This window comes from Pseudomonas sp. G7(2022), from assembly GCF_052660475.1.
In genome coordinates this window covers 3,190,378-3,213,305 of sequence record NZ_CP109659.1, presented here as the reverse complement: position 1 = coordinate 3,213,305, position 22,928 = coordinate 3,190,378, and the positions used below count along the sequence as shown (strand labels likewise).

The window sequence follows — 22,928 nt, the reverse complement described above, 5'->3', positions numbered from 1 at the left end:
ATCAAATGACGTGATGCCTGCGGGCAATGTCTGCCAGCTCAACTACCGATGCAACACCAAGTTTGCTCTGGATATTGACCTTATGCCCACTGACGGTTTTATTGCTCAAGCTGAGACGGCTGGCGATATCACTATTGGAAAGCCCCTCGGCCAGCAACTTGAAAATCTGTAATTCCCTATCGGTAAGATCTTCGAGATCCGCCGTCGCATCGACGCTGCCAGGCAGAGGCATGGCGTCCTTCGGAAAAAAAATGTACCCGTCGGCAATGGTCTCGATGGCCTTGACCAGCTTGCTTATCGGTTCGTTTTTACTGACAAAGCCACTGGCCCCGGCTTGCAGGCAGCGTGATGCATAGTTCTCTTTTGCCTGTGAAGTAAACACCAGTACCCTAGTATTCAGCTTATCCCGCCTGATGCGTTTGAGTACGCTCAAACCATCGAGCTTTTCCAGACCGATATCCAGTATGACAATGTCCGGCGTCAGCGACTCGATCATGCGTATGGCATCTACGCCGTCGGCAGTCTCCCCCACGGACTCGAATCCGATTGTGGCCAAAGCTGAGCGGATCGCGTGGCAAATCAACGGATGATCATCAACGATCAGGACTTTTTTGCTCATGTCGTCACCATAATTTGTAGGACGTGCCTCCTCTCCATGTGATGAAAATGCAGGACTCATAAGCAATATTTTCATCAAATATGTGTGTAGCTGGCTAGCTCGGCCGGTCCGCTTTTTTTCACTTTCCGAAAAACGGTACATGATATCTTCGGATTTGAACCACCACATACACGCCTTTGGAACGCCATGCATTTCGAGAACATACCCGGCTCCAGGCAAGATTTTTCTTGTGCACAACCCTCAACCCATTACATAGGCTTTTGCTTTTTTGGAGACACTGCGATACAGAGAACTCAAGAGAGAGTCGTCATGATAAGTAAGCGGCCACAAAGCGTTCACTCGCACCACTCCGTTTTTGCAACTACCCGTTCGGGGCGAAGATTTGCAAGAGGTTTGAAGCCCGCTCGCAACCCGTAACCCTCGCACTGCGGCACTCTAATATCTATGTCAGTCGCCCCCCCTTCACTTCAGGTCTTTACGCTTCAGAGTATTTGACGTCGTTCCTTTTCCGCTCAGTTCAAAAGCAAGACCGCAGCTCTTGTGCTCGATGAAGGCTGTAGCCATATAGAGTCAAGATTCATATTCACTCAGCTTCGGTCGACTTTCAGAAAGCCAGATTCCTAAAGGCATGCTGTTCTCCCAGAGCGTTTAGTAACGGAGTCAACAGCACATTCGAGTTGTCTCTGGTCAGCCCAATTCCCGAATGATCTTGCAGAACTCCGGGTCATCAAGGTATGCCACGTTCAGACGGGTCCAGGGCACTGCCTTTTTGGGTTGGGTCGCAAAAATCGCCCCGGGTGCCAGCATCACTCCTTGGGCCAGACAGAGCCGGGTCAGGACAATGGCGTCCTCGATATGCGGAAAACGTGCCCACAAATACAGACTTTGTTCGGGACGGCAAAAAACCTCGGCACCCAGTTCGTCAAGTAACGCCAAGCCACGAGCAGTGGCTTGGCGCAGACGATCCTGCAAGCGCGACAAGTGCCGCAGGAACTGGCCTTCGCTAAGGATCACGTCGATGGTCCGTTCACTGTACTCGGCGCCGCTGTTGTGCAGGATCATCTTGATATCGGCCAATTCTTCTACCCGTTGTTTGCTACCGGCGATAAACCCCACCCGCAGCGCGGCCGAAACTGATTTGGAAAAGCTGCCCAGGTACAACGTTCGGTTGAGTTGGTCGAGGGCCGACAGCTTAATCGCTGAACTGGGCTTGAAGTCAGCCATGGAGTCGTTTTCCACCAGCAGCAGGTCGTAAGTCTCGGCGATCCGTAGCAACTGATGCGCCTTGGCCGGTGACAGGTCTGAGCCCGTGGGGTTATGGCCGATGGACTGAAGGAAGAACAGTTTGGGTCGATTGGCCTTGAGCAACTGTTCCAGCACCTCCAGATTCGGTCCGTCGGGCTCACGAGGTACACCTAGCATCATCGCGCCCTGAAGTTGCAATTTGCCGAACAGCGGATAGTAACCGGGGTCTTCCACCAATACCGTATCGCCCGGATTGATGTAGCGGCGGATGATCAGGTCCATGGCATGGTTGGCCCCCAGGGTCGTGACCAGTTGGCGGGGAGAGACCGGGATGTTGTAGTCCGCCAGTTTTTGTACCAGCCGTGCTCGCAGCCCAGCGTTGCCCAGGCGCGTGCCGTAGCGGAACAAGGTGTTGACTCCGGCCCGTACCACCTGCCGATGAAATTTGTCCAAACGCATGTCCATAAGCCATTCAACCGGCGGGAAACCCTCCCCCAGAGGCGAATGTCCAGGGTCGCGCAGGAACTGCTGGCGCATCATCCAGATCGTGTCCAGCGCTCGGTTGTAAGGGAGGCTGTCGTCTTCTTCAAGCGTGTGTGCCAGGCGTTTGATAACGAAAAAACCCTGGCCGTGGCGGGCTTCCACCAGCCCCTCAGCGGATAAGTGCTCGTAGGCGGTGATTACGGTGTTTTTCGAATGACCATGCAGGCGCATGTATTCCCGTAGCGATGGCAGCTTCTCGCCGGCCTTCAACGCGCCGTCGGTGATTTGCTGGGCGATGGCTCCGGCTACTTGTTGCGCAAGGGTTTGGCGCGCCATGGCAAATTTCCTTATGGACTTTTTGTAATGGGTACAGTCGCTGAACTGTCTGAGAAAACTGTACCTTCTTTCAAGGCGACAGATGGGGCAATTTGGCGTCATCCAATAACAAACGACTCCCAGAGGAGCCCTTGATGCCTATCGATTCCCGCTTGCCCAATTTTCGCAGCCTTTCTCCCGACCAGCGTCTTAAATACCTCCAGCAACTGTTGGGGCTCAGCGCCAAAGACGGCGACTTGCTTCGCGGCACCGGTGCTCTGCCTCTGGAGATTGCCGATGGCATGATCGAAAACGTGATCGGCACCTTTGAGCTGCCCTACGCCGTAGCCAGTAACTTTCAGATCAACGGGCGCGACGTGGTTATTCCGCTGGTGGTGGAAGAGCCCTCAATCGTCGCTGCTGCGTCTTTCATGGCCAAGCTGACTCGGCACGCTGGGGGATTCCAGACGTCCAGCAGTGCGCCGCTGATGCGTGCGCAAGTACAGATCGTCGGTATCAGTGACCCGTTAAATGCACGCCTGTGCTTATTGCGTAACAAGGAACAGATCATCGCCCAGGCCAACAGCAAGGACCAATTACTGATCAGTTTGGGCGGCGGTTGCCGTGACATCGAGGTGCACACCTTTGCCGACAGTCCGCGCGGGCCGATGCTGGTAGTCCACCTGATTGTCGATGTCCGCGATGCCATGGGAGCCAACACCGTCAACACCATGGCCGAAGCGGTGGCGCCGCTGATGGAGACCCTGACCGGCGGTAAAGTGCGCCTGCGTATTCTGTCCAATCTGGCGGACCTGCGCCTGGCCCGGGCGCAACTGCGTATCGCCCCGGAGCACCTGGCGACTGCCGAGTACAGCGGTGAGGAAGTCATCGAGGGCATCATCGATGCCTACACCTTTGCGGTCATCGACCCATACCGTGCGGCGACGCATAACAAGGGCATCATGAACGGCATCGATCCGCTGGTAGTTGCCACCGGCAATGATTGGCGCGCCGTGGAGGCTGGCGCCCATGCTTACGCCTGCCGCAACGGTCACTATGGTTCGCTCACCACCTGGGAAAAGGACAGCGCCGGGAACCTGGTCGGCACCCTTGAAATGCCGATGCCGTTGGGGCTGGTGGGCGGAGCGACCAAGACCCATCCACTGGCGCAATTGTCGCTGCACATTCTTGGTGTGAAAACCGCCCAGGAACTGGGCGAGATCGCAGTTGCAGTGGGCCTGGCGCAAAACCTCGGCGCTCTTCGGGCGTTGGCCACAGAAGGCATTCAGCGCGGGCACATGGCGCTGCATGCACGCAATGTCGCGCTGTCGGCGGGCGCTCGTGGCGATGAGCTCGATTGGTTAGTCAAGTGCATGGTCGAGAGTCGCGACGTACGTGCCGACCGCGCCAAGGCCTTGCTGCTTGAAAAGCGCGGGTCGTAAGCGTGGACGCCGTGCGATTGGTGGAAGTGGGGCCACGTGATGGTTTGCAGAACGAAGTCCGCAGCCTGCCGGTGGACACACGGGTAGCGCTAGTGGAACGGTTGGTCGCTGCCGGTTTGCGAACCCTCGAGGTTGGTGCTTTTGTCTCGGCGCGCTGGGTGCCGCAAATGGCGGGTACCGATCAGGTGCTGCGCCGGCTCGGCCAGCGACCCGGGGTGACATACAGCGCCCTGGTGCCCAACCTGCAAGGCCTGGATGCAGCGCTGGCGGTGGGTTGCCAGGAGGTAGCAGTGTTCGCCGCAGCTTCAGAAATGTTTTCCCAGAGGAATATCAATTGCTCTATTGATCAAAGCCTGGCGCGCTTCCGCCCAGTACTGGCCAAGGCCCGCAAGGCGGGTGTCGCGGTGCGGGGCTACGTGTCTTGTATACATGGTTGCCCCTTCAGTGGCGATGTCAGCATCAGCCAAGTGGTACGGGTGGCAGCGGCACTTTATGAGATGGGCTGTTATGAAATCAGTCTCGGCGACACCATCGGCGTTGGCACGCCGCGAGCGACCGCTCGGTTGATAGCCGCCTGTGCCAAAGAGATACCGGTCGTTACGCTGGCCGGACATTTCCACGACACATACGGCATGGCCGTGGCGAATGTTCATGCTGCGCTGGAGGCTGGGGTTCGGGTGTTCGACAGTTCAGTATCCGGCCTGGGCGGCTGTCCTTATTCACCAGGGGCGACCGGAAATGTGGCAACCGAAGAACTGGTGTATTTGCTGGAACGCCAAGGCATAAAAACCGGTGTCGACCTTGAGCAACTGATCGAAGTGGGCGTGTTCATCGATCGCCAACTGCAGCGCAGCGGTGGATCACGCGTGGCCAAGGCGATGCTCACCCGTCAGGCATTAACCAGACCAAACGTGACATGAAGCCGTATACGGCCGGCATCTGCGGCACGGCCGGCCATGCTTTACCAGCCTCAACAAAAACAACAAGCCCGCAAGGGCCGGAGGGCACCATGAAGCATTCTCTTTCACCGCCTGCAAAGCAAAACCTCTACGAGGTATGGGGCGACACTGTCGATAGCCGACACTTGGCAGGTGCCATCGGCATCGGTGCGGTTGTCAGCCTGGGTGCCTACTGCATCGCGCACCACTTGCTGCATCCTATTGTCGAGTCAGCACAGATGGCCAAGACATACGCCATGCTTGTGGGCGTATTCGGTTGCCTGTTAGCCGGCGCGATCTGTGCCAGATTGTTTGTGCCCAAACGCGATGTGCAGGAGCACGCCGCCGATCCTGCTTTTCGCGAGCAAGTGGTGGTTGATCTGCTCAAGGAGTACGGCAGCCTCGGTCGGCTTGAAGACTTGTCCGCCGAAGTGATCGCAGAACTGCGTGAGCTGGGACTGTATGACCTGCTCCGTGAGGCCCAGGCGCGGGAAGAAAATACGCATCGACTGGCAACCCACAGTACCTCCAGTCTGAGTGGAGGGCGTGGCTGATGGAAATGCTCATGCATGAAGTGATGATGGCGTTTGCTCTAGGCTTGTTGGGCGCCGTGGTTTTTTCCGCTATCGGCCTGGTCTCGGGCACAGACGAAACCTCGACCCTCGCCCCCCTGACGATGCTGGTGGTGTTACTTGGCGCACCGCCTGCCGGGGTCTTGACCTTCTTCCTCGCCGGCGCGGTTGCCAAGCATATGACCCACGCAGTGCCCACAGCTTTGTTGGGAATTCCCGGTGATACAGTGGCCACCGCCTTGCTGGGCGACGCAAACTACTTGCGCAAACTCGGCGTGCCACATATCGCCCTGCGCAAAATGATCACTGGTGGCGCCGTGGCCGCGCTGATCGCGGTGCCACTGTCGGTTCTGTTCGCGGTATTACTGGCGCCGTTTGGTGAGGTGATCAAGCAATTCGCGCCTTGGGTGTTCCTCTGCGCGGCGCTGGCTATCGCTTACTTCTCGGCGGGGCGCTGGGCCTCCGTACTCGCGCTGATACCGTTTGTCATGGTAATTGTCGCCTTGCAGGTCTTGACCGGCCACTACGGGGTGAAGTTGTCAGTTAGCTATTTCCTTGGTATTGCCGTGGCGCCGCTGATTGTTTCGCTGTTTTCCCTGTTGGCACCGGCTGAGCGCGAGCGCATGCGCCGCAGTGAATACCGGTTTTTTTCCCTGGCGCCGGACGTTAAGGGTTGGAAAGGTTACTTTCCCAATCCGCTCAAGGTCATCAACCCGCGTCAGATGAAGATCACGGCCATGGCGGCAAGTGTGTCGAGCGCGACCTTCGTGTTCAGCCCGGTAGCAATGACCGTGATCATGGGCGAAGTGATTGGTGCGCGAATCAAGCAGGCATACGACCGCCTGACAACGGTCATCACCGCGCGAAATGGTGTCACTGAGTCTACCTACATCGCCGAAACGCTGATCCCGCTGATCGCCTTCGGGTTGCCCTTGAGTCCGGTGGCTGCTGGCCCTGCAGCGCCGCTGTTCAACGCACCGCCACGCTTTTGGGTGGACAACGCCACCGGCGAAGTCAACAACCTGCACAATCTGCTCAGCACCATGGATTTTCTTGGTTACGGCATGCTTGCAGTGGTCGTGGCGATTCTCGTGGCCTATCCGTTCACTATGAATTTTGCCCACGGCGCCGCGGCTTTCGTGGTGCGCAATATCAGTCATGAAGCAGTGATCTCGACCTTTATCGGCCTGGTGCTCGTGATTGGCATATGGGAGGGAGGTTTGCTGGGCCTATTGGTGATTGTCACGGTGGGTTTGCTCGGCGGTTTCCTTGCGCGCTTCCTCGGCTTCAACACCGGTGTGCAGTTCATGGGGTATTACACGGCGGTCCTTAGCGTTCCGGCGATCATTGCGCTCGTGGGCTAGTTCCGCCCACATAAAACATCCAAGACGTTTTCCCCGCAGATAGCTGTGTTATCCGCGACGGGAGAGTGTTGCCTGCTAAAAAGGAATAACAACAGTGAAAATCCTTTCCCGTTCCACCCCTGCCCTGTTGGTTTGCCTGGTTTTGTCCGCCGACGGCCACGCCGAAGGTTTTATTGACGATGCCAAGGCCTCGCTGAACCTGCGCAACTTTTATATCAATCGCAACTTTGTCGATCGCAATTATTCCCAAGCCAAGGCCGAAGAGTGGACTCAGAGTTCCATCCTCGATGCACGCTCGGGTTTCACCTCGGGCACCATTGGCTTCGGCCTGGATGTGCTGGGCCTGTATTCGGTGAAACTCGACGGGGGCAAGGGCACTGGCAACACTCAATTGCTGCCGGTACATGATAAAGGTCGCCCGGCGGATGATTTTGGCCGGTTCGGAGTGGCATTGAAAGCGAAAATCTCCAGCACCGAATTCAGGGCCGGCGAATGGGCGCCAGTCTTGCCGGTGTTGCGTTCCGACGATGGACGCTCGCTGACCCAGACCTTTCGCGGGGCGCAATTGACGTCTCGCGAACTCAACGGCCTGACCTTGTATGGCGGTCAATTCCGCGCCAACAGTCCACGTAATGACGCAAGCATGGAAGCCATGTTTATGGCTGGCCGTGCGAAGGTAACCTCGGACCGCTTCAACTTCGGCGGCGTCGAATACCAGTTCAACGAGAAAAACACCCAAGCGGGCGTCTGGTATTCGGAGTTGGTTGATATCTACCAGCAACGCTATTTCAACTTGACCCACAGCCAACAGGCAGGCAACTGGGTGCTGGGGGCTAACCTGGGTTATTTCACGGGCAAAGAAAACGGTAAGGCCCTGGCCGGAGATCTGGAAAACCGGGCATGGTCGGCCATGCTGTCGGCGAAAATTGGTGCCCACACGTTTTATCTCGGCGGACAACGGATGTTCGGGGATAACGCTTGGATGCGAGTGAATGGCACCGCGGGCACCAGCTTGGCGAACGACAGCTACAACTCCAGTTATGACGCGGCACAAGAGCGCTCCTGGCAGGTGCGTTATGACCATGACTGCGTGGATCTGGGCCTGCCGGGCCTCACATTGATGACCCGCTACATCAGCGGCAGCAACGCCCACGTCGGTACCGTGAGCGATGGCAAGGAATGGGGCCGTGAATCGGAACTGGCGTATGTGGTGCAAACTGGACTGGCCAAGAACCTCAGTGTGCGGTGGCGCAACTCCACTTTGCGCAGGGATTACAGCTCCCTGGAGTTTGATGAAAACCGCTTGATTGTCAGCTATCCACTGTCGTTACTGTAGGAGCCGGTTTCGGAGCCCCATTTTAATAAGTCGACTAATTCCGAACACATCGATAGGTGGTTCTGACGCCATTGCTTAAATGCTTCTTCATTGAAAAGCTCAGCGATTGGTGTCCGGTTATTTTGTCAAATCAGGACTTTTTCAGGATTTCTCCAGAGCATGGTCAGGCTTGCCTTCCTACTGGTAAGTAATATTGACGGTGGCAGATGCTTTGATGGGGCCGACAGTCACTTTGTCTGGAGCAAACGGGAAGTAGAACGCACCCAGTGAGACGCTAAAGAGATCGGGGCTATAAATACCGGGTTGCAATCTGTGAATCGAAGTCGCTCGTCCGCGTGCCATCGATGATCGTGAAAATATCACGGGCGCCGATGGGTTGTTTGCAGCAACCAGCATGATTCCGACTCCTTGCGCTGCAAGGGGGCGTTGATCAACCAGATAGGTATCCCGAGTGCCCAAGTCAGTACTAGAGAGGAAAATGTCAACCATGCGGTCCGAGAACCCATTCCCCCGGAGGTTGTCACAGCTAAAGTTTAAATTAAATGGAGTATAGCCAATCCGCGAACCTGCGGTAAGGCTTGAAATGCCGACCTCTGGAAGACTGACGGTTAGCCCGGGGTTGTCCAACTTGCAAGTGGTATAGGTGGGCGTGTAGATCAATGCCAAGTTTTGAGTGAACATATTTCTTTTCCAATCGGGCGCTCCGGCCACCAGATAGTACGCCGAGCTGAAAATTGAACCAATCCATTCAAGCAAACCCATGTTTGAGTCGTCGACGACATTTACGAAATTTTTGAGCAGCGCCACGCTACTGCCAAATTTTGTCTCGTCAGGTCCAGTCACGTTTTCCAAGGTAAATCGCATCGTAATGGCCGTATTCACCTCGGCGCCTCGATGTGAACCCGATTTCATGGGTATGGATTCCGGCATCGAGATTATTTCTACCCGAATCCAATAGGCGCCATTGTGAAATCCGATTAATACCCCGCCAGATTTTTTAAGAGCAGATTGATACTTTAGTTGTTCGCCTCCAGAACAACTAAACGGCCGATTCGTAAAATTAGTATAAACTGTCGTCGTCCACGTTGGGGAAATATCCTTTTTTAAGCGCTCCGAAAGATCCAGCACAATATCAGGGCCTCGGGATGTAATATCATCATAGCACGTTGCATTGGCGGCATAGTTGAAAATAAGGTTCAATAACAAAACAGCAAAAAACAACTTGGTTGTTGACCAAACAGACATCAGCACGTCTCCACTTATCGACACGAAACGGACGCTCGAGGCGCGAGTACATCCGGCAGGTTTATAGCGCAGACACTGTCATGCATACGCACTGTTAGCTGTGATGGTCGTTTGTCATAATTTATATATAACGTACTAGCTTGGCCAACATAGCCGATAGAGTTCCCGGCTTGATCCAGCACCTCGGCGCCGAAGGGCAACGGGGAACCATTTGCATGTAAAGCACGAAAGTTCAACGCCTGACGCAAGTCAGTTTTGAATGTGACCTTTGCCACTGCGTCGGCAAACGGCACGCTGTGAGCAACGTTGCCTATGACTCTCCCTCCCGAGGTATTAGCTCCCTCGGACAGCATGATTGAATTTGTGCGGTACGGGCTTGCGTAAGGTACAAGCGCGTAACCATCTTCATCGGTAACGACACTGGCATCACCATTGACAACCATTCCCTTGGCCTTGGGAGCTTCGACAACTAGCATCGTATTACCCATATCATTGGATGCCAGAATTTTTCCTGGAATCATGACCACCGTGCCGCGTGCGTCCAAGCCAAACTGTCGGTAATCGGATGCTTCACCGAGGGTCCCCCCGACGGTGACGTTGTTGGCGCGGTAAGTGCTGCCCACACTGATGGCACGGTTCTCAGGGTCGTGACTCGCCGCCACACTATAACTAAGTCGTTGAGATTGCAGGGCGCTACCGCTGACACTCGTATTGCTTTGCGAATAACGTGATTCGGCAAATGAAACACTACTGGCGAGGGTTGCACGATTGGAGAACATCTCGAATGGAATAGTAAAACCAATATACGACCGCGTCTGCTCATGCCCATGTGAATCACGAACCTTGTTGACGGACAGACTAATGGATACCTGGTTAAACGATTTTGAAAAGCCAAACTGGTACTCCCGACTTTTTTTGTTGGAGCCCCAGTAATCTCGTTGCACGCCTGCGAAATATACAGACCCCCATTCGCCGGGCAGGCGTTGACTAATATTGAGGCTGAAATTGTTACGCGGCCGTGCACCGGTTAACGAATCCCAGGTCTTCATGTCAATAACAGAAGTGTCTTCGGTCTGATGTATGTCAAATCGATTCTGGTATTTTTTTCGATTTTTGCTGAAATTATTTTCTTTCGCATAAATGGCATCATCGAACGTATAGAAATTTGCACTTGAGTACCGAAAAGCGCCTAGCGTAAAATTTGTGGCAGTGGCATCGAGTAGTTTACTGTAGGTGATTCGAATACTCTGACCGGTGAAATTTCGCTCTTTTAGATCCGTGCGTGCATGGGTAACGTCCAGAGACAGAGCACCCACTGGCAAATTAAAGGCGCCGCCGATCAGGTACGCTTGATATTCGGGGCTCATTGTACTTCCGAGGTAACCCGTCGCGCGATTATCAAGCCCTCGTTGCCAGGTAGCCTGAAAAAAATCCGGGGTATAGTTCGTATTAGGTTGTACTGCTGAGCCCAATGTTAAAGCGTATTTACTGACACCAGCTTTCAGCATGCTTGGAACAGACGAAAAAGGTATTGTGAATGAAGTGACCTCTCCGCTAGCCTCTTGAACAATCACTGTGAGATCCCCCGCCGAACCGGTCTGCGGTAATGCATCAATCACGAAGGGACCTGGCGGTACGTTTTCCTGATAGATGATGCTACCGTTCTGCTTCACTATCACCAGTGCATTGGTTCTGGCGGTTCCTCGGACCACTGGAGAAAATGCTTGCATTGAATTAGGAAGCATGTTGATGTCCGAAGACAAACCGACGCCTTTGGTTTTAACAGATTCAAATAATTCCCCGCCGGAATAAAACTCACCGACTCTTACCACGGACTTCAGTGACGCAATATTATTTTGCGCATAACGGAGATTCGACTGGTACTGGATCCGCTCGTCGGACCGCTTACTTGCCGAGCCAAGCTCTCTAAACTGCCACCCGCCGATATTTACACCTAGATTCAGGCCTGAGTAAAAGTCATTGGTGGCGACATTTGTACTTTGGGCTTCCAGCCGGTTATAAACAGCATTGTAGCCAAGGATCAATGCAGGCAGTCCAGGATCCCAGAACTGCGGATCAATGTAGCTTTCATCAGTACGTCGTACATAGGCCTGAGGGACACTCACGCGAAGGCTCTGTGTGCTGATATCCAAGACAAAAGTAGCCCCCTCTGAAATGTATTGGACCGGAATCCAATTATCGGAATCCGCAGCGGGTGACACCCAGGAGGTTTGCAGCCCCAGTTCTGAAATAGCGGTTGAGGCGATTTTAACATCCTCTCGCGTACTACCAAGCAACACCTTAAATCGGCCTTTCCATAGATCATTTACATAAACATCCAATTTATGTCGGCCAGCAGGCAGTTCAACATTACTCAAAAATCTGGAGAGATCTGATTCTTTCGACCTGCCGGCCAGAAGCGAAGTGTCAAACAACTCCGCGCGCGCTTCATGCATCACCGTTGAGACGCTCATTAGTACGCTAAAACAAGCGAAAGTCTTTATTGTTTCTACCTGAGAAATCGATTTAGCGCAATGTGACCACTTCATCTCGGTATGCACCCAGGTCGTCAACATAAGTCAAAATATATTGAGTACCAGGCTCAAGCTTAGTATTGCCTGGTATGTCCAATGAAGAATAAGGAGCAATCATGTTGGACCCCGCGATTTCAACGCTCGAGTTTTTTTCCGCAATTCGCACAATCGTCAAGTGATAGGCGTTGTCATTGAAAACAGACACACCCGTGCCGCGTGCCATAATTCTGATGTTTTCATTACTGAAGCCAGGGAGCGACTTCAGAGCGCTAGGGCGAAAAAAAAGCTTGACGCGTGTTCTAAGGGCTAGTTGCAGCGTATTTTGCCCTTGCAAGTGTTCCGGAAATGCAGGTATTTCTAGAACATTCAAATAAAATACACTTTCACGATCGCCGGCTACCGGTTGGTCAGTTTTTTCGATCCTGAGTTGCTGCCCGCCGTGGCCGAGCACTTTGACGATGGGAGGGGATAACAAAAACGGTACCTGCGCTGTTTCAGGCGTAGAGTTGACATCTCCATCATCAATCCAGGCCTGAACTAAAGAAGCATCCGCCCCCGTGCTCGTCAGTTGTACGGTTTTAAATCCCTTACTTTCATGGTAAATAATTCGCGTACCATTCAAAATTATGTTTGCTTGGGCACAGGCGGAGCCCAAGACGAAACACCCCAATATCAGTAACTTAAACATCGTATGCCTCAAACCAGGCCTGCTGTAGCGGCCTGGAGCTTCGAAGGACGTATCAGAGATACGAAATGGTATATATCAAACTAGAGCTTATTGACCCTACCCTTGCAGCAGCCGTGTTTGTCTTGTAATAGTAAGCGTCGAACACTAGGGTGTCTGAATCGGGCGACTTCTTTGCACCGATGATCCCGGTATTAAACGGCGTATTCAGTTGCACAGGTGTTTGCGTTCCAGGTAAGCCCAGAGAAAAGCCAACGTTTTTGGCAACCGCCGCGTCACTCTCGTTAACCGAGTTATTCAGCAGATATTTTCCATCGGTGGAGATATTATCCGCTGACGAAAAGTACATCATCAGTGGCGTGGTCGGCGCAGCTGGCGTAGTCGCGGAACTGCTGGCCGCATTACAGCCCGAAAAGGTCATTGAAAATGACTTCTTGTTCTTCAAGATTGGACCTATTGTCGTCCCAGCCTCTGCCACCGTGATAGGTGCAAGTGCGACAGTGAAGTCGGCACTCTTGCCACCATTGATTGTGCAAGTGGTGTCGGTGATCATGCCGTTAAAAGAGATCACGCCACCTGACACGTTTGTGGCAGCTACGGAGTGGACACTAGCAATAACAGCCGATACGGCCGCGAACGTTTTAATGTATTGTTTCATAAGATTTCCAATTGCATTAGTAGATTTTAGGAAGCCATGAATGTCGTGCGATTAATTTTGATTTGTTCGCGCTTGGTAACAAGGCGATTAAAAATAACCTCTGCATATTCCTCTCAAAACAACCGAGTACGGGCGCTGGAGACGCCCCTTCCGAATTTACCGCAATATTCAACAAATACTTCCGAAGGCATAGAGCGTGCAAAGAAGAAACCTTGTGCATATTGCACACCGAGCTGAATCAAACGCTGACATTGCGTGCCAGTTTCGACGCCCTCTACCACCATTGACATGCTCAGCTTCTCTGTAAGCGCAAGTGCGAAGGAGATGATCGCCTCAACTTGAAAATCATCCGGAACTCTCTGGACAAATGCCCGATCGAGCTTCACCTCGGTAAACGGCAATACGATAAGTCTCTCCAGCGTTGAGTACCCTGAGCCAAAATCGTCCAATGACAATCCACATCCTGCACGTCTTAAATGCAACGCATTTTCGTAAGCGGCGGAACTACCGGGGAGCGTCGCGGACTCCAAAATTTCAAAAACAATGCTGTTGTGCCTTACGTTATTTCTTTCTATTTCTTCAATTAACCTCTCTACCAAATTTTTGTTCGCTAGTTGCACTGGATGTAAATTCAATGAAAGAGGCACTAGAGCATCCATTTGCGTCAGCTGTCTCTGAAGTGCCAACCCCTGTCTGAATAATATCCAGAGCAGTGAGTCGATCAGCCCGTGCTGCACCATCGCTGGGATAAACTCCCCTGCTGGCAAAACTCCCCTGACAGGATGGTTCCAGCGCGCCAACAACTCGCCGCCCGCGACCTGGCGATCAAGCAGATGAATCTTGGGCTGTATAAAGGCTTTAAATTCCTGTGACTCCAAACCTCGTTTGATATCAGCCACAAGATGTAGCTGAGAGTGGGCAGTGCTTGCTGCTGCAGCTCTGACTCCAGATTCGCTTTCGAGGTATGTTGGGAATTGACGCTTCACGGTATTTCAAATCCCTATATAGAAGGAGTGGTTAAGTCGTGATGGCGGCACTGTAAGCAGGATCAGCTGTGGTATCTGTAGGAAATTTCCCAAGTGGCGAATCGTGGAGAATGCGGCGATCTATTTCTTTTCATGCCAGCATCGTTGCTAGCCAGCATCCTGGAACGCGGGGGCAGTCCACAGACAAGCTAGATCGCACACCACAGATGGAGGCTGGCGTGTCGTAAGAAATTTCCTACATTACCGCTGCTCGAATCTGACCTATCCTTGATCTGCTCTTGGTGACAGCCTGAGCTATTCAAGGTTTGGTGTTACAGAGGTGTCGATGTGAAAGCGATGATTGTGGACGATCACCCTATTATCCGTGTTGGTGTACGGATGCTCTTGAAGGAAGAAAATTTTGATATTGTCGCTGAAACCGGCGATGGTGCTGAGGCGGTACAGATGGTACGCACGCATGCCCCGCAGTTACTGATACTGGACATCGCAATGCCAATGCTTGATGGCTTGGAGGTTCTGACGCGTATAGGTACTTATGGGCTGACGACCAAGGTTTTGATCTTTACGTCTCAAGAGCCAAACTTTTTCGCTCGCCGTTGCATGCAAGCAGGTGCCGCCGGGTATGTGTGTAAAACCGGCGACTTTGCGGAGCTGCGCAGAGCCGTCAGAGCCATCATGAGTGGCTATCCCTTCTTCCCCGAGTTGCCAACAAGTTCGGTGTGCCGTACGGACACAGAGAAATCCGAACAGTTGATGATCCAGAATCTCTCGAACCGTGAGCTCGCTATTTTGCAGCAATTGGCTCGTGGCTTTAGCAATAAAGAAATCGGCGAGGCTATGCTATTGAGCAACAAGACAGTTAGTACGTATAAAACCCGACTTGCCGAAAAACTCCAAGTACGCTCGGTCGTCTATCTTGCCGACTTCGCCAAACGAAACAACCTTATATAAATGAAGTACCGGACAGAATTGCTTTGCGTGTTGGCGATCTGGAGCTTGACATTAGATTCATTTTCGGCAGCCGCTGTAATCGAGTCGTTACCGCTGAACGGGCGGTCGCACATGATGCCACTTATCCAATCCGATAATTTTCCCAATAAGAGCTGGTTACAGCAAAAAAAAATTATCACGTTTGGTACGTCCCTTGCGGGAGCCCCTCCCTTGGAAATCAGAACGTTAAAAGGTGAATACAGCGGAATTACCGCTGATTACCTTGAACTGATTTCCGACGCGCTGGGTGTGGAGATTCGCGTCCGGCGATATGTTGATGAAGCTTCGGCGGAAACCGCGTTACTTAACGGTGAAGTTGACATGTTGGCTCCCCCGGGAACGAGACATACTTCTGAGGAGTCATTTATTGAATCGTCCTCTTATTGGGTGGATCCCAGCGTGATCGTGACTCGACAGAAAGCTTTCCCCCTCAACCCTTCGCAGCGGGTGCTTCATTTATCTGCGGTGACGTCTTCAACTGGACTGGAGGCTCTGCACAAGTCATACCCTAACGTTACAATTACAAATTACCCGACCTCCCTGGAAGCGATTGCGGCTGTCAAATTCGATTTAGTAGATGGCTTTGTGGGTGGTGCCCTGGATGCGGCACATGTGATCAATGCCAATTTTTTTTCTGGTTTGTATTTAAGTCCGATTGAAGAGATGTCGAGTATGAAGCGCTTCAGGTTTCGGCGATCCGATCAACATCTGCAGCGCGCGGTCAACTTGGTATTGTCGGCGGTTAACCAAGAGAAACAAGCAGGCATCATACAGCGCTGGACCGGTACCTCGCTCTACCCCCCGCCCCTCTCTGAGCTGAATTTGACACCCACCCAGCGCCACTGGATCACTGAAAACTCCCCAGTCAAAATTGGTCTCGTCACCGATTATCCGCCCATCTCCTTTAACGATCAAAACTATGCTTACCGGGGTATAGCTGCTGATGTTCTTGAATACGTAAGCGAGATCACGGGTTTACATTTTAAAATTATAGAGTGCTCCTCAGCAGAAGAGGTCAGAACGAAGCTCGCGAATGGTGAGGTCGATATCGTACTTAATTTGTCCGGTATCCGACCCGATGCTGAAATCATTTACACCCGCGCGTTTCTCTCGACTCCGAGAGTTCTGATTTCGCGCGCGTCGGATATGTGGATCACACAAATTTCTGATCTGGCAGGACATCGCGTTGCTTTCGACACTACCAATCTCGATTTTGTGGATTATCTAAGGCGAGAATATCCGGACATAATACAGGTGCCCTCCGATGGCATTTATACATCGCTCCACTTACTCAGAACAGGCCAAGTGGATGCCAGCATCGGGAATTTTGCAACGGCCAAGTATGCGCTTGCGAAAAATCAGAGGGATAATTTGCGCATAGTCAATGTCGTGGATGGCAAATTTTCTCACTTTGCAATGGGGACACGTCCTGAGAATAAGCTTTTATATTCTATTATCGATGCTGCGGTCGCATCGCTTAATCCGGAACAGCTGAGAGCGTTGGCGAGTCGTTGGGGCGGCGACGTGGCTGTCGATAAAACCGAGCTGGTCGCTGCACGCAGTGTCTACTACCGAGGGATAGTGTCGGCCGTTCTTCTTCTCGCGGTCGCCATCGTCTGGATCCTGTACCTTCGGCATCTCATCAACCAGAGAGTCATCGCTGAAAAAGCGCTGCGAGATCAAATGAAGTTCATGGAGACTCTTATTAATAGTCTCCCGCATCCCATATATGTGAGGGATCAAGCTGCACGTTTGATCACCTGCAATCAGCGTTATCTGGCAGAAACAGGACTATCATCGAGCGACGTAACGGGGACGCTCCTGACCGACTACTCATTCATACCGCCAGAGTATGCAAATGTCTTTCAGAATAGATACCTGCATGTGATGGCGAGGGGCGAACAATACTCGGAGGACATGAAGCTTTATCTCCCTGGAGGTCGTTCTATTACCGCCTTCCATTGGGTTGTGCCTTACCAGGATGATGATGGCGTAATCAAAGGTGTTATTGGTGGGTGGGTGGATGTCACAGAGCGTGAAGCGTTGCTATTAAAACTCATAGAAGCGAAACATGAGGCCGATAGCGCCAGTCAAGCCAAAACAAAATTTGTAGCAACCATAAGCCATGAAATCAGGACGCCGATGAACGCTGTCGTGGGTATGTTGGAACTTGCCATGATCAAAGCCCGGCAGGGGGTACTTGATCGACTGGCAATCGAGGTCGCTTACGACTCTTCGAAGAACCTTGTGGGTATCATCGGGAATACATTAGACATCATACGCGTCGAGTCGGGGCATCTGACACTCGCACCTGAGCGTGTGGCGTTGAAGGATCTTATCATTTCGACCACGCGCGTTTTTCACAGTCTCGCTCGGCAGAAAGGGCTCAGTATTGACGTCAAGGTTGATGCGTTGGCTGAATGCGAGGTGTTTATCGATCCACTTCGTTTCAAACAGATACTTTCCAATTTGCTGAGTAATGCGATCAAGTTCACCTCGCAGGGTAATGTCACCGTCGATGTCAGCGCTCATCGATGGAGTACCAGCCACTTGGCGTTAAACGTCTGTGTCCGCGATACCGGCGTGGGAATTAAGGCCGAAGATATACCAAAGCTGTTTACGCCTTTTAGCCAAGTGGGTACTGATAGCGCTTCACTTTCGGTTGGGTCAGGATTGGGATTGAATATCAGCAAGGCACTGTCTTCGATGATGGGTGGAACCTTGAATCTTCGGAGTGTCTTTGGAAAAGGTACGGAGGTTGAGTTAACTCTTAATGTGGAATTTGCACCACCCGAGCTCCGTAACGCGGTCAGCATCCTCGAAATGCCCATGAGTCGCGAACTGAAGATCCTGGTGGTGGATGATCATCCGGCCAATCGCTTGTTGCTGACCCAACAACTCATCTATCTCGGCCATCAGGTGGCCGATGAAGTTGATGGTATCAGTGGATTCCGCGCCTGGAATGCAGGCGGGTTCGACGTCGTGTTCACTGACTGCAATATGCCCATTCTGAACGGCTACGACCTGGCCAAAAAAATCCGTCACGTGGAGAAAACGTCAGCTAGAGCCCCTTGCCTTATCTTAGGCTTTACCGCAAATGCTCAGGCGCGTGAAGTGGAAATGTGCAAGGCAGCAGGAATGGATGACTGTTTGTTCAAGCCTGTCAGCTTGGATGATTTGGCAAAACGCCTGCAACACCTGGCAACGCCGGTTGATGCACGTGACTCAGAAAGCGAATCTTCGCAACAACAGACGAGCTTTAACATTGCCAACCTGACACAACTCGCAAGTCATGATGCCGAGCTCATGACTAAATTGCTACACGACATCATCCGCGAGAGCGAGGAAGATTTACGGCATATTCTCAGGTTGTTCGCCCTGGACGATCATATCGGCTTATATGACCTGGCCCACCGCGTGAAGGGGGTAGCAAGAATCATAATGGCTAACCGCGTGATCAACGCCTGTGATCAATTGCAACTTGCCTGTTCAGGGCCTGATAGTACGGAGTTTGCGAAAGTCGTTGATGAACTGTATCAATCCGTTGAGAACCTGCTCAGCGATTTGAATAACTTTCTGGCCTCGACGGATTCGTGAGCCCCAGAGCATATTCGAGAATATACCCGACCCCAGGCAAGATTTTTCTTGTGCACAACCCTCAATCAATTGCATAGGCTTTTGCGATTTTTTGGAGACGTAGCGATGCAGAGAACTCAAGAGAGAGTCGTCGTGATAGGAAAGCGTTTTGGCGAGATGCTGGAGTTCACACGCTTGCTTAACCGCCTGGGGATTTTCAACATTACGCTTCGTAGCACTGCAAAAGAGGTTGTAGAACTGCTCGAAGCTGGAGATCGATTCGAAACGTTGATCTTCGACAATTTTGAAGTTCGCAGGGACAGCGATTGCCTGAAATCCCTTGCTTGGTATCGCGCGATAAACCTGATCATTCTCACCTCGGATGTGAACTTTCAGGAGCGCCGTCACCTTGCCGAGTGGGCCAAAAAACGCTCACTACCCTCACTTCGTATATTGCAACTACCCGTCCGAGGCGAAGATTTGCAAAGGATCATAAAACCGACCCCAGCCGGAAACCCTCGCGCTACAGCACTCTAGGTTCTAAGTCGGTCGAACTCACCTTTCACTTCAGCTCTTTACGCATCAGCGCATTCGGCAACGACACACCGCGGGTGACCGAGAGCTTTCTCTCCACTACATGAAAACCGTGACGCTCAAAGAAGATCTCAGCGGTGCGACTGACGTCTGAAGTGAGTTCTCGAATTCCCAGCATATTCGCTTCGTCGAGGATACGACCCATAAGAAGAGTGCCGATGCCTTGACGAGCATGGGCACCGGAAACAAAAAAATGGTCGATGTAACCATTGGACTGAATATCGGCATAGCCCACTATTTCGCCGTTGTGTTCAGCGACAAACGGATTGATTGTTCGCATCCGTGTCGTCCAGTACTGCGGGTCAATGTCTTCTGGTGCCCAAGCATCAATTTGATGTTGAGTGTAATCAACCGCTGCGAGTTGATGAATGCTCGAGAAGAAGACACGAAACAACGCGGCCTCATCTCCTGGCGAGAAACGGCGAATTTTCATAAGCATCCATGAGGTTTAGTCAAAGGGAAAAGCCTAGGCTACAGGCTGCACCAGAGAAGGGAAACAGCTCACTCACCGTGTCGGCCTAGCAACTATGAACATACATCGATGAACATACCCTTCTACTCATCGACCGCTTAGCTAGCTCTGATAGGCTTCTTGTAGACTTATGAACATCAGACATCACCCACTTGTTAAACGACAGGTCATGTCGTAGATGTTCATGAGTTGCCTAAGGCGCTGATTCGACAACCCCCTTCTGGCGTCCACTCTCTCAACGGGCCATGTCCTTCGTGTTCATGGCGAGTCATTCAATGAGGGGCTGCCGTTGAAGCTGATTCAGTGCCGTTTCTCTTCAGGTCAGCGTGTACCGCTGCTGGTGCAAGTTGGTAACGCCGCGCCGTTGCCCTTAATCATTCCATTCATCTACGTCCAACTTGAACTCAGGCACCGTGCGTGCAACACGGCTGCGGCGCACCTGCGAGCGATCCAGGACGTCAAAGGCGTTGCATATGCATCAAATGGAACAGGCGCTGCCACCGTGTTTTTCAAGGTAGCGCTGATGTTCTTCATCCGCCTTTTGAAATTCACCCAGTGGCAGGATCACCGTAGCCACTGGCTTGCCCAACTGGCCACTGGCATCCAGCTGCTGCCTGGCGACAAGCGCCAGTCTGGCCTGCTCGGCACTGTTGAAGAACAGCGCGGAACGGTATTTCGCCCCGACGTCCGCACCCTGTCGGTCGACTGACGTGGGATCGTGCAGTGTCCAGAAGTGTTCGACCAGACGGCTGTAGGAAATGAGTCGGGGATCGAAGTCGACTTGCACGACTTCGATCAGGGTGGCGTCGCTCAGGTCTGACCGCGCAAACCCGACGCGTGTGTCGAGCACACCCGGCAATGCCCGGAATGAGGCTTCCGCCCCCCAGAAACAGCCGGCACCCAATGTCGCCTGCTCTGGCAGAACGTCGCCTGGAACATCACTCATGCGCGGCCTCCTCCCCCTTTAGATATTGCAGGTGCAAATGCAACTGGGCGATATGCTCCGGGCCGATCCCACAGCATCCGCCGACAATGCTGGCCCCTGCGGCAACCCATGACTTCGACCAGTCCAGGTAGGACTCGGGGCCCAGATCGCGCCGAATGTCCAACAAATCGCTATTGGCCTCGGCTTTGGCACTGACAGGGGGGAAAGCATTGGCATAAACCCCCAGTTCGACAGGATGATCCAGGTTTTCAATCACAGCGCGTGCCTCAATCAAGGCCGCGGCCATCACTTCCGGCTGGCTGCAATTGAAGAGCACCGCCTTGGCCCCCAGCTCAGCCGCCACGCGAACCGCATCGGCAACGGCCTCGTTTGAGCGTAATCGCGGTTCCCGGCCCTCTTCATCCAACAGCGTGAATGACACCCAGAGTGGCGCGGGATCCGTTCCGAGGGCTTCGACCACCGCCCGCACTTCAGCAATGGAGCTTTGCGTTTCGGCCAGCCACACATCGACGTGCGTTCGCAATCCGGCAATGAGTTCGCGGTGGATCGCTACTGAACGCTGATGATCGAACAGATCCGGCCGGTACGACCCCAACGCCGGCGGCAACGACCCGGCCACGGTGACCGCATCGGTACTTTCGTCGGCGGCCTGCCGCGCCAGCCGTCCGGCACGCTCAGCCAGCGCTCTTCCCTGCTTGGCAAATCGCTCGTCGCCAATATGAAAAGGCACCACCGCATAGCTATTGGTGGTGATGATCCGAGCGCCCGCTGTCACGAACGCCTGATGCGCCTGCAGCACATACTCGGGCGCTTCGATCAGCGCGAGGGCCGACCATTCCGGTTGACGGAACGGCGCGCCGATTCGCTTCAACTCGCGTCCCATGCCACCATCGAGTACACGTACGTTCGCTCTGGTCATTGGGTTGAACTCACTTGCGGCGCCTGCGATACAAACCACTGGTCAACAGTAGAAGGGTTGGCTTGGACCCAAGCCTTGGCGGCGACGTCTGCTGGCTGTTTTTCCTTTTCGATCTTCTGGATCAGTCCGTTCAACTGTGCCGGGTCGATGGCGAAATTGTGCAGAAACTCGGCAATTTTCGGCGCGCGCTTTTGCAGTGCGGTGGAAGCCAGGACGTACACCTTGGCATCCGGGAAGGCGCAGGTGATGTGGCTCTTGTTCAGCCAGTCGGGATCGACGGTCGGGCTGACGAATTTCCAGCAGCCATCCGCCTTGTAGAGAGGATCTTCTTTTTTGTTGTCCTGGGCGTAGCCATCGAACGCGGGTTCTTCCAGGCGACGCAGATCATAGGCCGAGAAAATCCAGTCAGGGGTGTAGGCGTAGAACACCACGCCGCGTTGCGCCTTGTAAGCCGAGGCCAGTTTGGCGTAGGTCACCGAGGCTTCCGTCGACACGGATTCGAATTTATCGGCGAAGCCGTAATCCTTGGCCTTGATCTGGCCGATATACGTCGACTCCCAGCCCGCCGGCCCCACCAGCAGTTCGGCCTTGCCGCCGCCCACTGGCTCGAAGAGCTTGGCCACTTCCGGTTTTTTCAGGTCGTAGATCGATTTGACGCCGTACTTGTCTTGCAGATAACCGGGAATGTAGAAGCCTTGTTCGCCGGTATAAGGATGAGCATTGGGTACCAGTGAGCGGGTGCCTCCCGTGACGTACTTGGCCCAAGCCGCGGACTGATTGGGCAGCCAGATGTCAGTCAGCACATCCACAGAACCGTCGCCCTTGGCCGCCGCACTGAACAGCACCGGCACGTCCCCGGCCAGATACGACACATCACCGTCCAGACGGGTTTTGATCACCTCACCTAGAATGTGTTGAATGGCGATGGCTCCCGTCCAGTTCTGTTCGCCAATGACAATTTTGTCCTTGGCCATCACGCTGGCCGGCACGATCAGGGAAGCCAGCACTG

The 22,928-nt window shown here is 53.2% G+C and carries 19 protein-coding genes; 8 read left to right on the top strand and 11 right to left on the bottom strand.

Annotated elements, in window-relative coordinates:
- Nucleotide 1: 1 nt before the first annotated feature.
- Complete coding sequence (locus NE357_RS14420; protein ID WP_169430436.1) at nt 2-619, bottom strand: response regulator; 618 nt, start codon at nt 617-619, stop codon at nt 2-4.
- A 687-nt stretch (nt 620-1,306) separates the two neighbouring features.
- A complete protein-coding gene (locus tag NE357_RS14415) occupies nt 1,307-2,683 on the bottom strand; it encodes an aminotransferase-like domain-containing protein (RefSeq protein ID WP_169430435.1) in 1,377 nt (458 codons plus the stop codon).
- Between the two features lie 134 nt (nt 2,684-2,817).
- Between NE357_RS14415 and NE357_RS14410 the strand changes: the two genes are divergently transcribed.
- The 5 genes from NE357_RS14410 to NE357_RS14390 all read left to right on the top strand — a co-directional run bounded on the left by NE357_RS14410 (nt 2,818) and on the right by NE357_RS14390 (nt 8,314).
- On the top strand, nt 2,818-4,104 hold the full coding sequence (locus tag NE357_RS14410; protein WP_169430434.1) for a hydroxymethylglutaryl-CoA reductase, degradative: 1,287 nt from the start codon (nt 2,818-2,820) through the stop codon (nt 4,102-4,104).
- Nucleotides 4,105-4,106: 2 nt separating this feature from the next.
- Nucleotides 4,107-5,024, top strand: coding sequence for a hydroxymethylglutaryl-CoA lyase (locus tag NE357_RS14405; protein ID WP_212633384.1), 918 nt, complete (start codon nt 4,107-4,109; stop codon nt 5,022-5,024).
- An 89-nt stretch (nt 5,025-5,113) separates the two neighbouring features.
- A complete protein-coding gene (locus NE357_RS14400; protein WP_169430433.1) occupies nt 5,114-5,596 on the top strand; it encodes a hypothetical protein in 483 nt (160 codons plus the stop codon).
- Nucleotides 5,596-6,978, top strand: a complete 1,383-nt coding sequence (locus tag NE357_RS14395) for a tripartite tricarboxylate transporter permease (protein ID WP_169430432.1) — start codon at nt 5,596-5,598, stop codon at nt 6,976-6,978. Before NE357_RS14400 ends, NE357_RS14395 begins: the two co-directional genes overlap by 1 nt.
- A 142-nt stretch (nt 6,979-7,120) precedes the next feature.
- Nucleotides 7,121-8,314 (top strand): OprD family porin, encoded by a 1,194-nt coding sequence (locus NE357_RS14390; RefSeq protein ID WP_249314440.1) that lies wholly within the window; start codon nt 7,121-7,123, stop codon nt 8,312-8,314.
- Nucleotides 8,315-8,491: 177 nt separating this feature from the next.
- Here NE357_RS14390 and NE357_RS14385 read toward each other — a convergent pair whose 3' ends face one another.
- The 5 genes from NE357_RS14385 to NE357_RS14365 all read right to left on the bottom strand — a co-directional run bounded on the left by NE357_RS14385 (nt 8,492) and on the right by NE357_RS14365 (nt 14,422).
- Nucleotides 8,492-9,559 carry a fimbrial protein gene (locus NE357_RS14385; RefSeq protein WP_445576619.1) on the bottom strand — a complete coding sequence of 356 codons (1,068 nt, stop codon included), beginning with the start codon at nt 9,557-9,559 and terminating at the stop codon, nt 8,492-8,494.
- A gap of 14 nt (nt 9,560-9,573) precedes the next feature.
- Nucleotides 9,574-12,033: a fimbria/pilus outer membrane usher protein gene (locus tag NE357_RS14380; RefSeq protein ID WP_445576618.1), complete on the bottom strand. Its 2,460-nt coding sequence runs from the start codon at nt 12,031-12,033 to the stop codon at nt 9,574-9,576.
- A 52-nt stretch (nt 12,034-12,085) separates the two neighbouring features.
- Nucleotides 12,086-12,781, bottom strand: a complete 696-nt coding sequence (locus tag NE357_RS14375; RefSeq protein ID WP_169430429.1) for a fimbrial biogenesis chaperone — start codon at nt 12,779-12,781, stop codon at nt 12,086-12,088.
- Between the two features lie 52 nt (nt 12,782-12,833).
- Entirely contained in the window at nt 12,834-13,436 is a 603-nt protein-coding gene (locus NE357_RS14370; protein ID WP_169430428.1) for a fimbrial protein, read from the bottom strand.
- Nucleotides 13,437-13,549: 113 nt separating this feature from the next.
- The gene (locus NE357_RS14365) at nt 13,550-14,422 is read right to left on the bottom strand and encodes an EAL domain-containing protein (protein WP_169430427.1); all 873 of its coding nucleotides are present in this window, start codon (nt 14,420-14,422) and stop codon (nt 13,550-13,552) included.
- A 336-nt stretch (nt 14,423-14,758) separates the two neighbouring features.
- Here NE357_RS14365 and NE357_RS14360 point away from each other — a divergent pair, with 336 nt between their 5' ends.
- The 3 genes from NE357_RS14360 (at nt 14,759) to NE357_RS14350 (ending at nt 19,525) form a co-directional block, all read left to right on the top strand.
- A complete protein-coding gene (locus NE357_RS14360; RefSeq protein WP_085703082.1) occupies nt 14,759-15,373 on the top strand; it encodes a response regulator transcription factor in 615 nt (204 codons plus the stop codon).
- 111 nt (nt 15,374-15,484) lie between these two features.
- A complete protein-coding gene (locus NE357_RS14355; protein ID WP_169430426.1) occupies nt 15,485-19,009 on the top strand; it encodes a transporter substrate-binding domain-containing protein in 3,525 nt (1,174 codons plus the stop codon).
- A gap of 105 nt (nt 19,010-19,114) precedes the next feature.
- Entirely contained in the window at nt 19,115-19,525 is a 411-nt protein-coding gene (locus NE357_RS14350; RefSeq protein WP_134786387.1) for a hypothetical protein, read from the top strand.
- 25 nt (nt 19,526-19,550) lie between these two features.
- Here NE357_RS14350 and NE357_RS14345 read toward each other — a convergent pair whose 3' ends face one another.
- The 4 genes from NE357_RS14345 to NE357_RS14330 all read right to left on the bottom strand — a co-directional run bounded on the left by NE357_RS14345 (nt 19,551) and on the right by NE357_RS14330 (nt 22,893).
- Nucleotides 19,551-20,015: a GNAT family N-acetyltransferase gene (locus tag NE357_RS14345; protein WP_169430425.1), complete on the bottom strand. Its 465-nt coding sequence runs from the start codon at nt 20,013-20,015 to the stop codon at nt 19,551-19,553.
- Between the two features lie 517 nt (nt 20,016-20,532).
- Nucleotides 20,533-21,000 carry a peptide-methionine (S)-S-oxide reductase MsrA gene (gene msrA, locus NE357_RS14340; RefSeq protein WP_169430424.1) on the bottom strand — a complete coding sequence of 156 codons (468 nt, stop codon included), beginning with the start codon at nt 20,998-21,000 and terminating at the stop codon, nt 20,533-20,535.
- Nucleotides 20,993-21,919 carry a homocysteine S-methyltransferase family protein gene (locus NE357_RS14335; protein WP_445576617.1) on the bottom strand — a complete coding sequence of 309 codons (927 nt, stop codon included), beginning with the start codon at nt 21,917-21,919 and terminating at the stop codon, nt 20,993-20,995. The genes msrA and NE357_RS14335 overlap by 8 nt, the downstream gene beginning before the upstream one ends.
- Nucleotides 21,916-22,893, bottom strand: a complete 978-nt coding sequence (locus tag NE357_RS14330; protein WP_249314438.1) for an ABC transporter substrate-binding protein — start codon at nt 22,891-22,893, stop codon at nt 21,916-21,918. Before NE357_RS14330 ends, NE357_RS14335 begins: the two co-directional genes overlap by 4 nt.
- Nucleotides 22,894-22,928: the final 35 nt, after the last annotated feature.

Bases quoted from the DNA above. Each gene is read 5' to 3' on its own strand.
- NE357_RS14395 (WP_169430432.1), top strand. From the start codon at position 5,596: ATGGAAATGCTCATGCATGAAGTGATGATGGCGTTTGCTCTAGGCTTG.
- NE357_RS14415 (WP_169430435.1), bottom strand. From the start codon at position 2,683: ATGGCGCGCCAAACCCTTGCGCAACAAGTAGCCGGAGCCATCGCCCAG.
- NE357_RS14385 (WP_445576619.1), bottom strand. From the start codon at position 9,559: ATGTCTGTTTGGTCAACAACCAAGTTGTTTTTTGCTGTTTTGTTATTG.
- NE357_RS14420 (WP_169430436.1), bottom strand. From the start codon at position 619: ATGAGCAAAAAAGTCCTGATCGTTGATGATCATCCGTTGATTTGCCAC.
- NE357_RS14330 (WP_249314438.1), bottom strand. From the start codon at position 22,893: ATGGCCAAGGACAAAATTGTCATTGGCGAACAGAACTGGACGGGAGCC.
- NE357_RS14350 (WP_134786387.1), top strand. From the start codon at position 19,115: ATGCAGAGAACTCAAGAGAGAGTCGTCGTGATAGGAAAGCGTTTTGGC.
- NE357_RS14410 (WP_169430434.1), top strand. From the start codon at position 2,818: ATGCCTATCGATTCCCGCTTGCCCAATTTTCGCAGCCTTTCTCCCGAC.
- NE357_RS14380 (WP_445576618.1), bottom strand. From the start codon at position 12,033: ATGAGCGTCTCAACGGTGATGCATGAAGCGCGCGCGGAGTTGTTTGAC.
- NE357_RS14345 (WP_169430425.1), bottom strand. From the start codon at position 20,015: ATGAAAATTCGCCGTTTCTCGCCAGGAGATGAGGCCGCGTTGTTTCGT.
- NE357_RS14375 (WP_169430429.1), bottom strand. From the start codon at position 12,781: ATGTTTAAGTTACTGATATTGGGGTGTTTCGTCTTGGGCTCCGCCTGT.
- msrA (WP_169430424.1), bottom strand. From the start codon at position 21,000: ATGAGTGATGTTCCAGGCGACGTTCTGCCAGAGCAGGCGACATTGGGT.
- NE357_RS14360 (WP_085703082.1), top strand. From the start codon at position 14,759: ATGATTGTGGACGATCACCCTATTATCCGTGTTGGTGTACGGATGCTC.
- NE357_RS14370 (WP_169430428.1), bottom strand. From the start codon at position 13,436: ATGAAACAATACATTAAAACGTTCGCGGCCGTATCGGCTGTTATTGCT.
- NE357_RS14400 (WP_169430433.1), top strand. From the start codon at position 5,114: ATGAAGCATTCTCTTTCACCGCCTGCAAAGCAAAACCTCTACGAGGTA.
- NE357_RS14355 (WP_169430426.1), top strand. From the start codon at position 15,485: ATGATGCCACTTATCCAATCCGATAATTTTCCCAATAAGAGCTGGTTA.
- NE357_RS14335 (WP_445576617.1), bottom strand. From the start codon at position 21,919: ATGACCAGAGCGAACGTACGTGTACTCGATGGTGGCATGGGACGCGAG.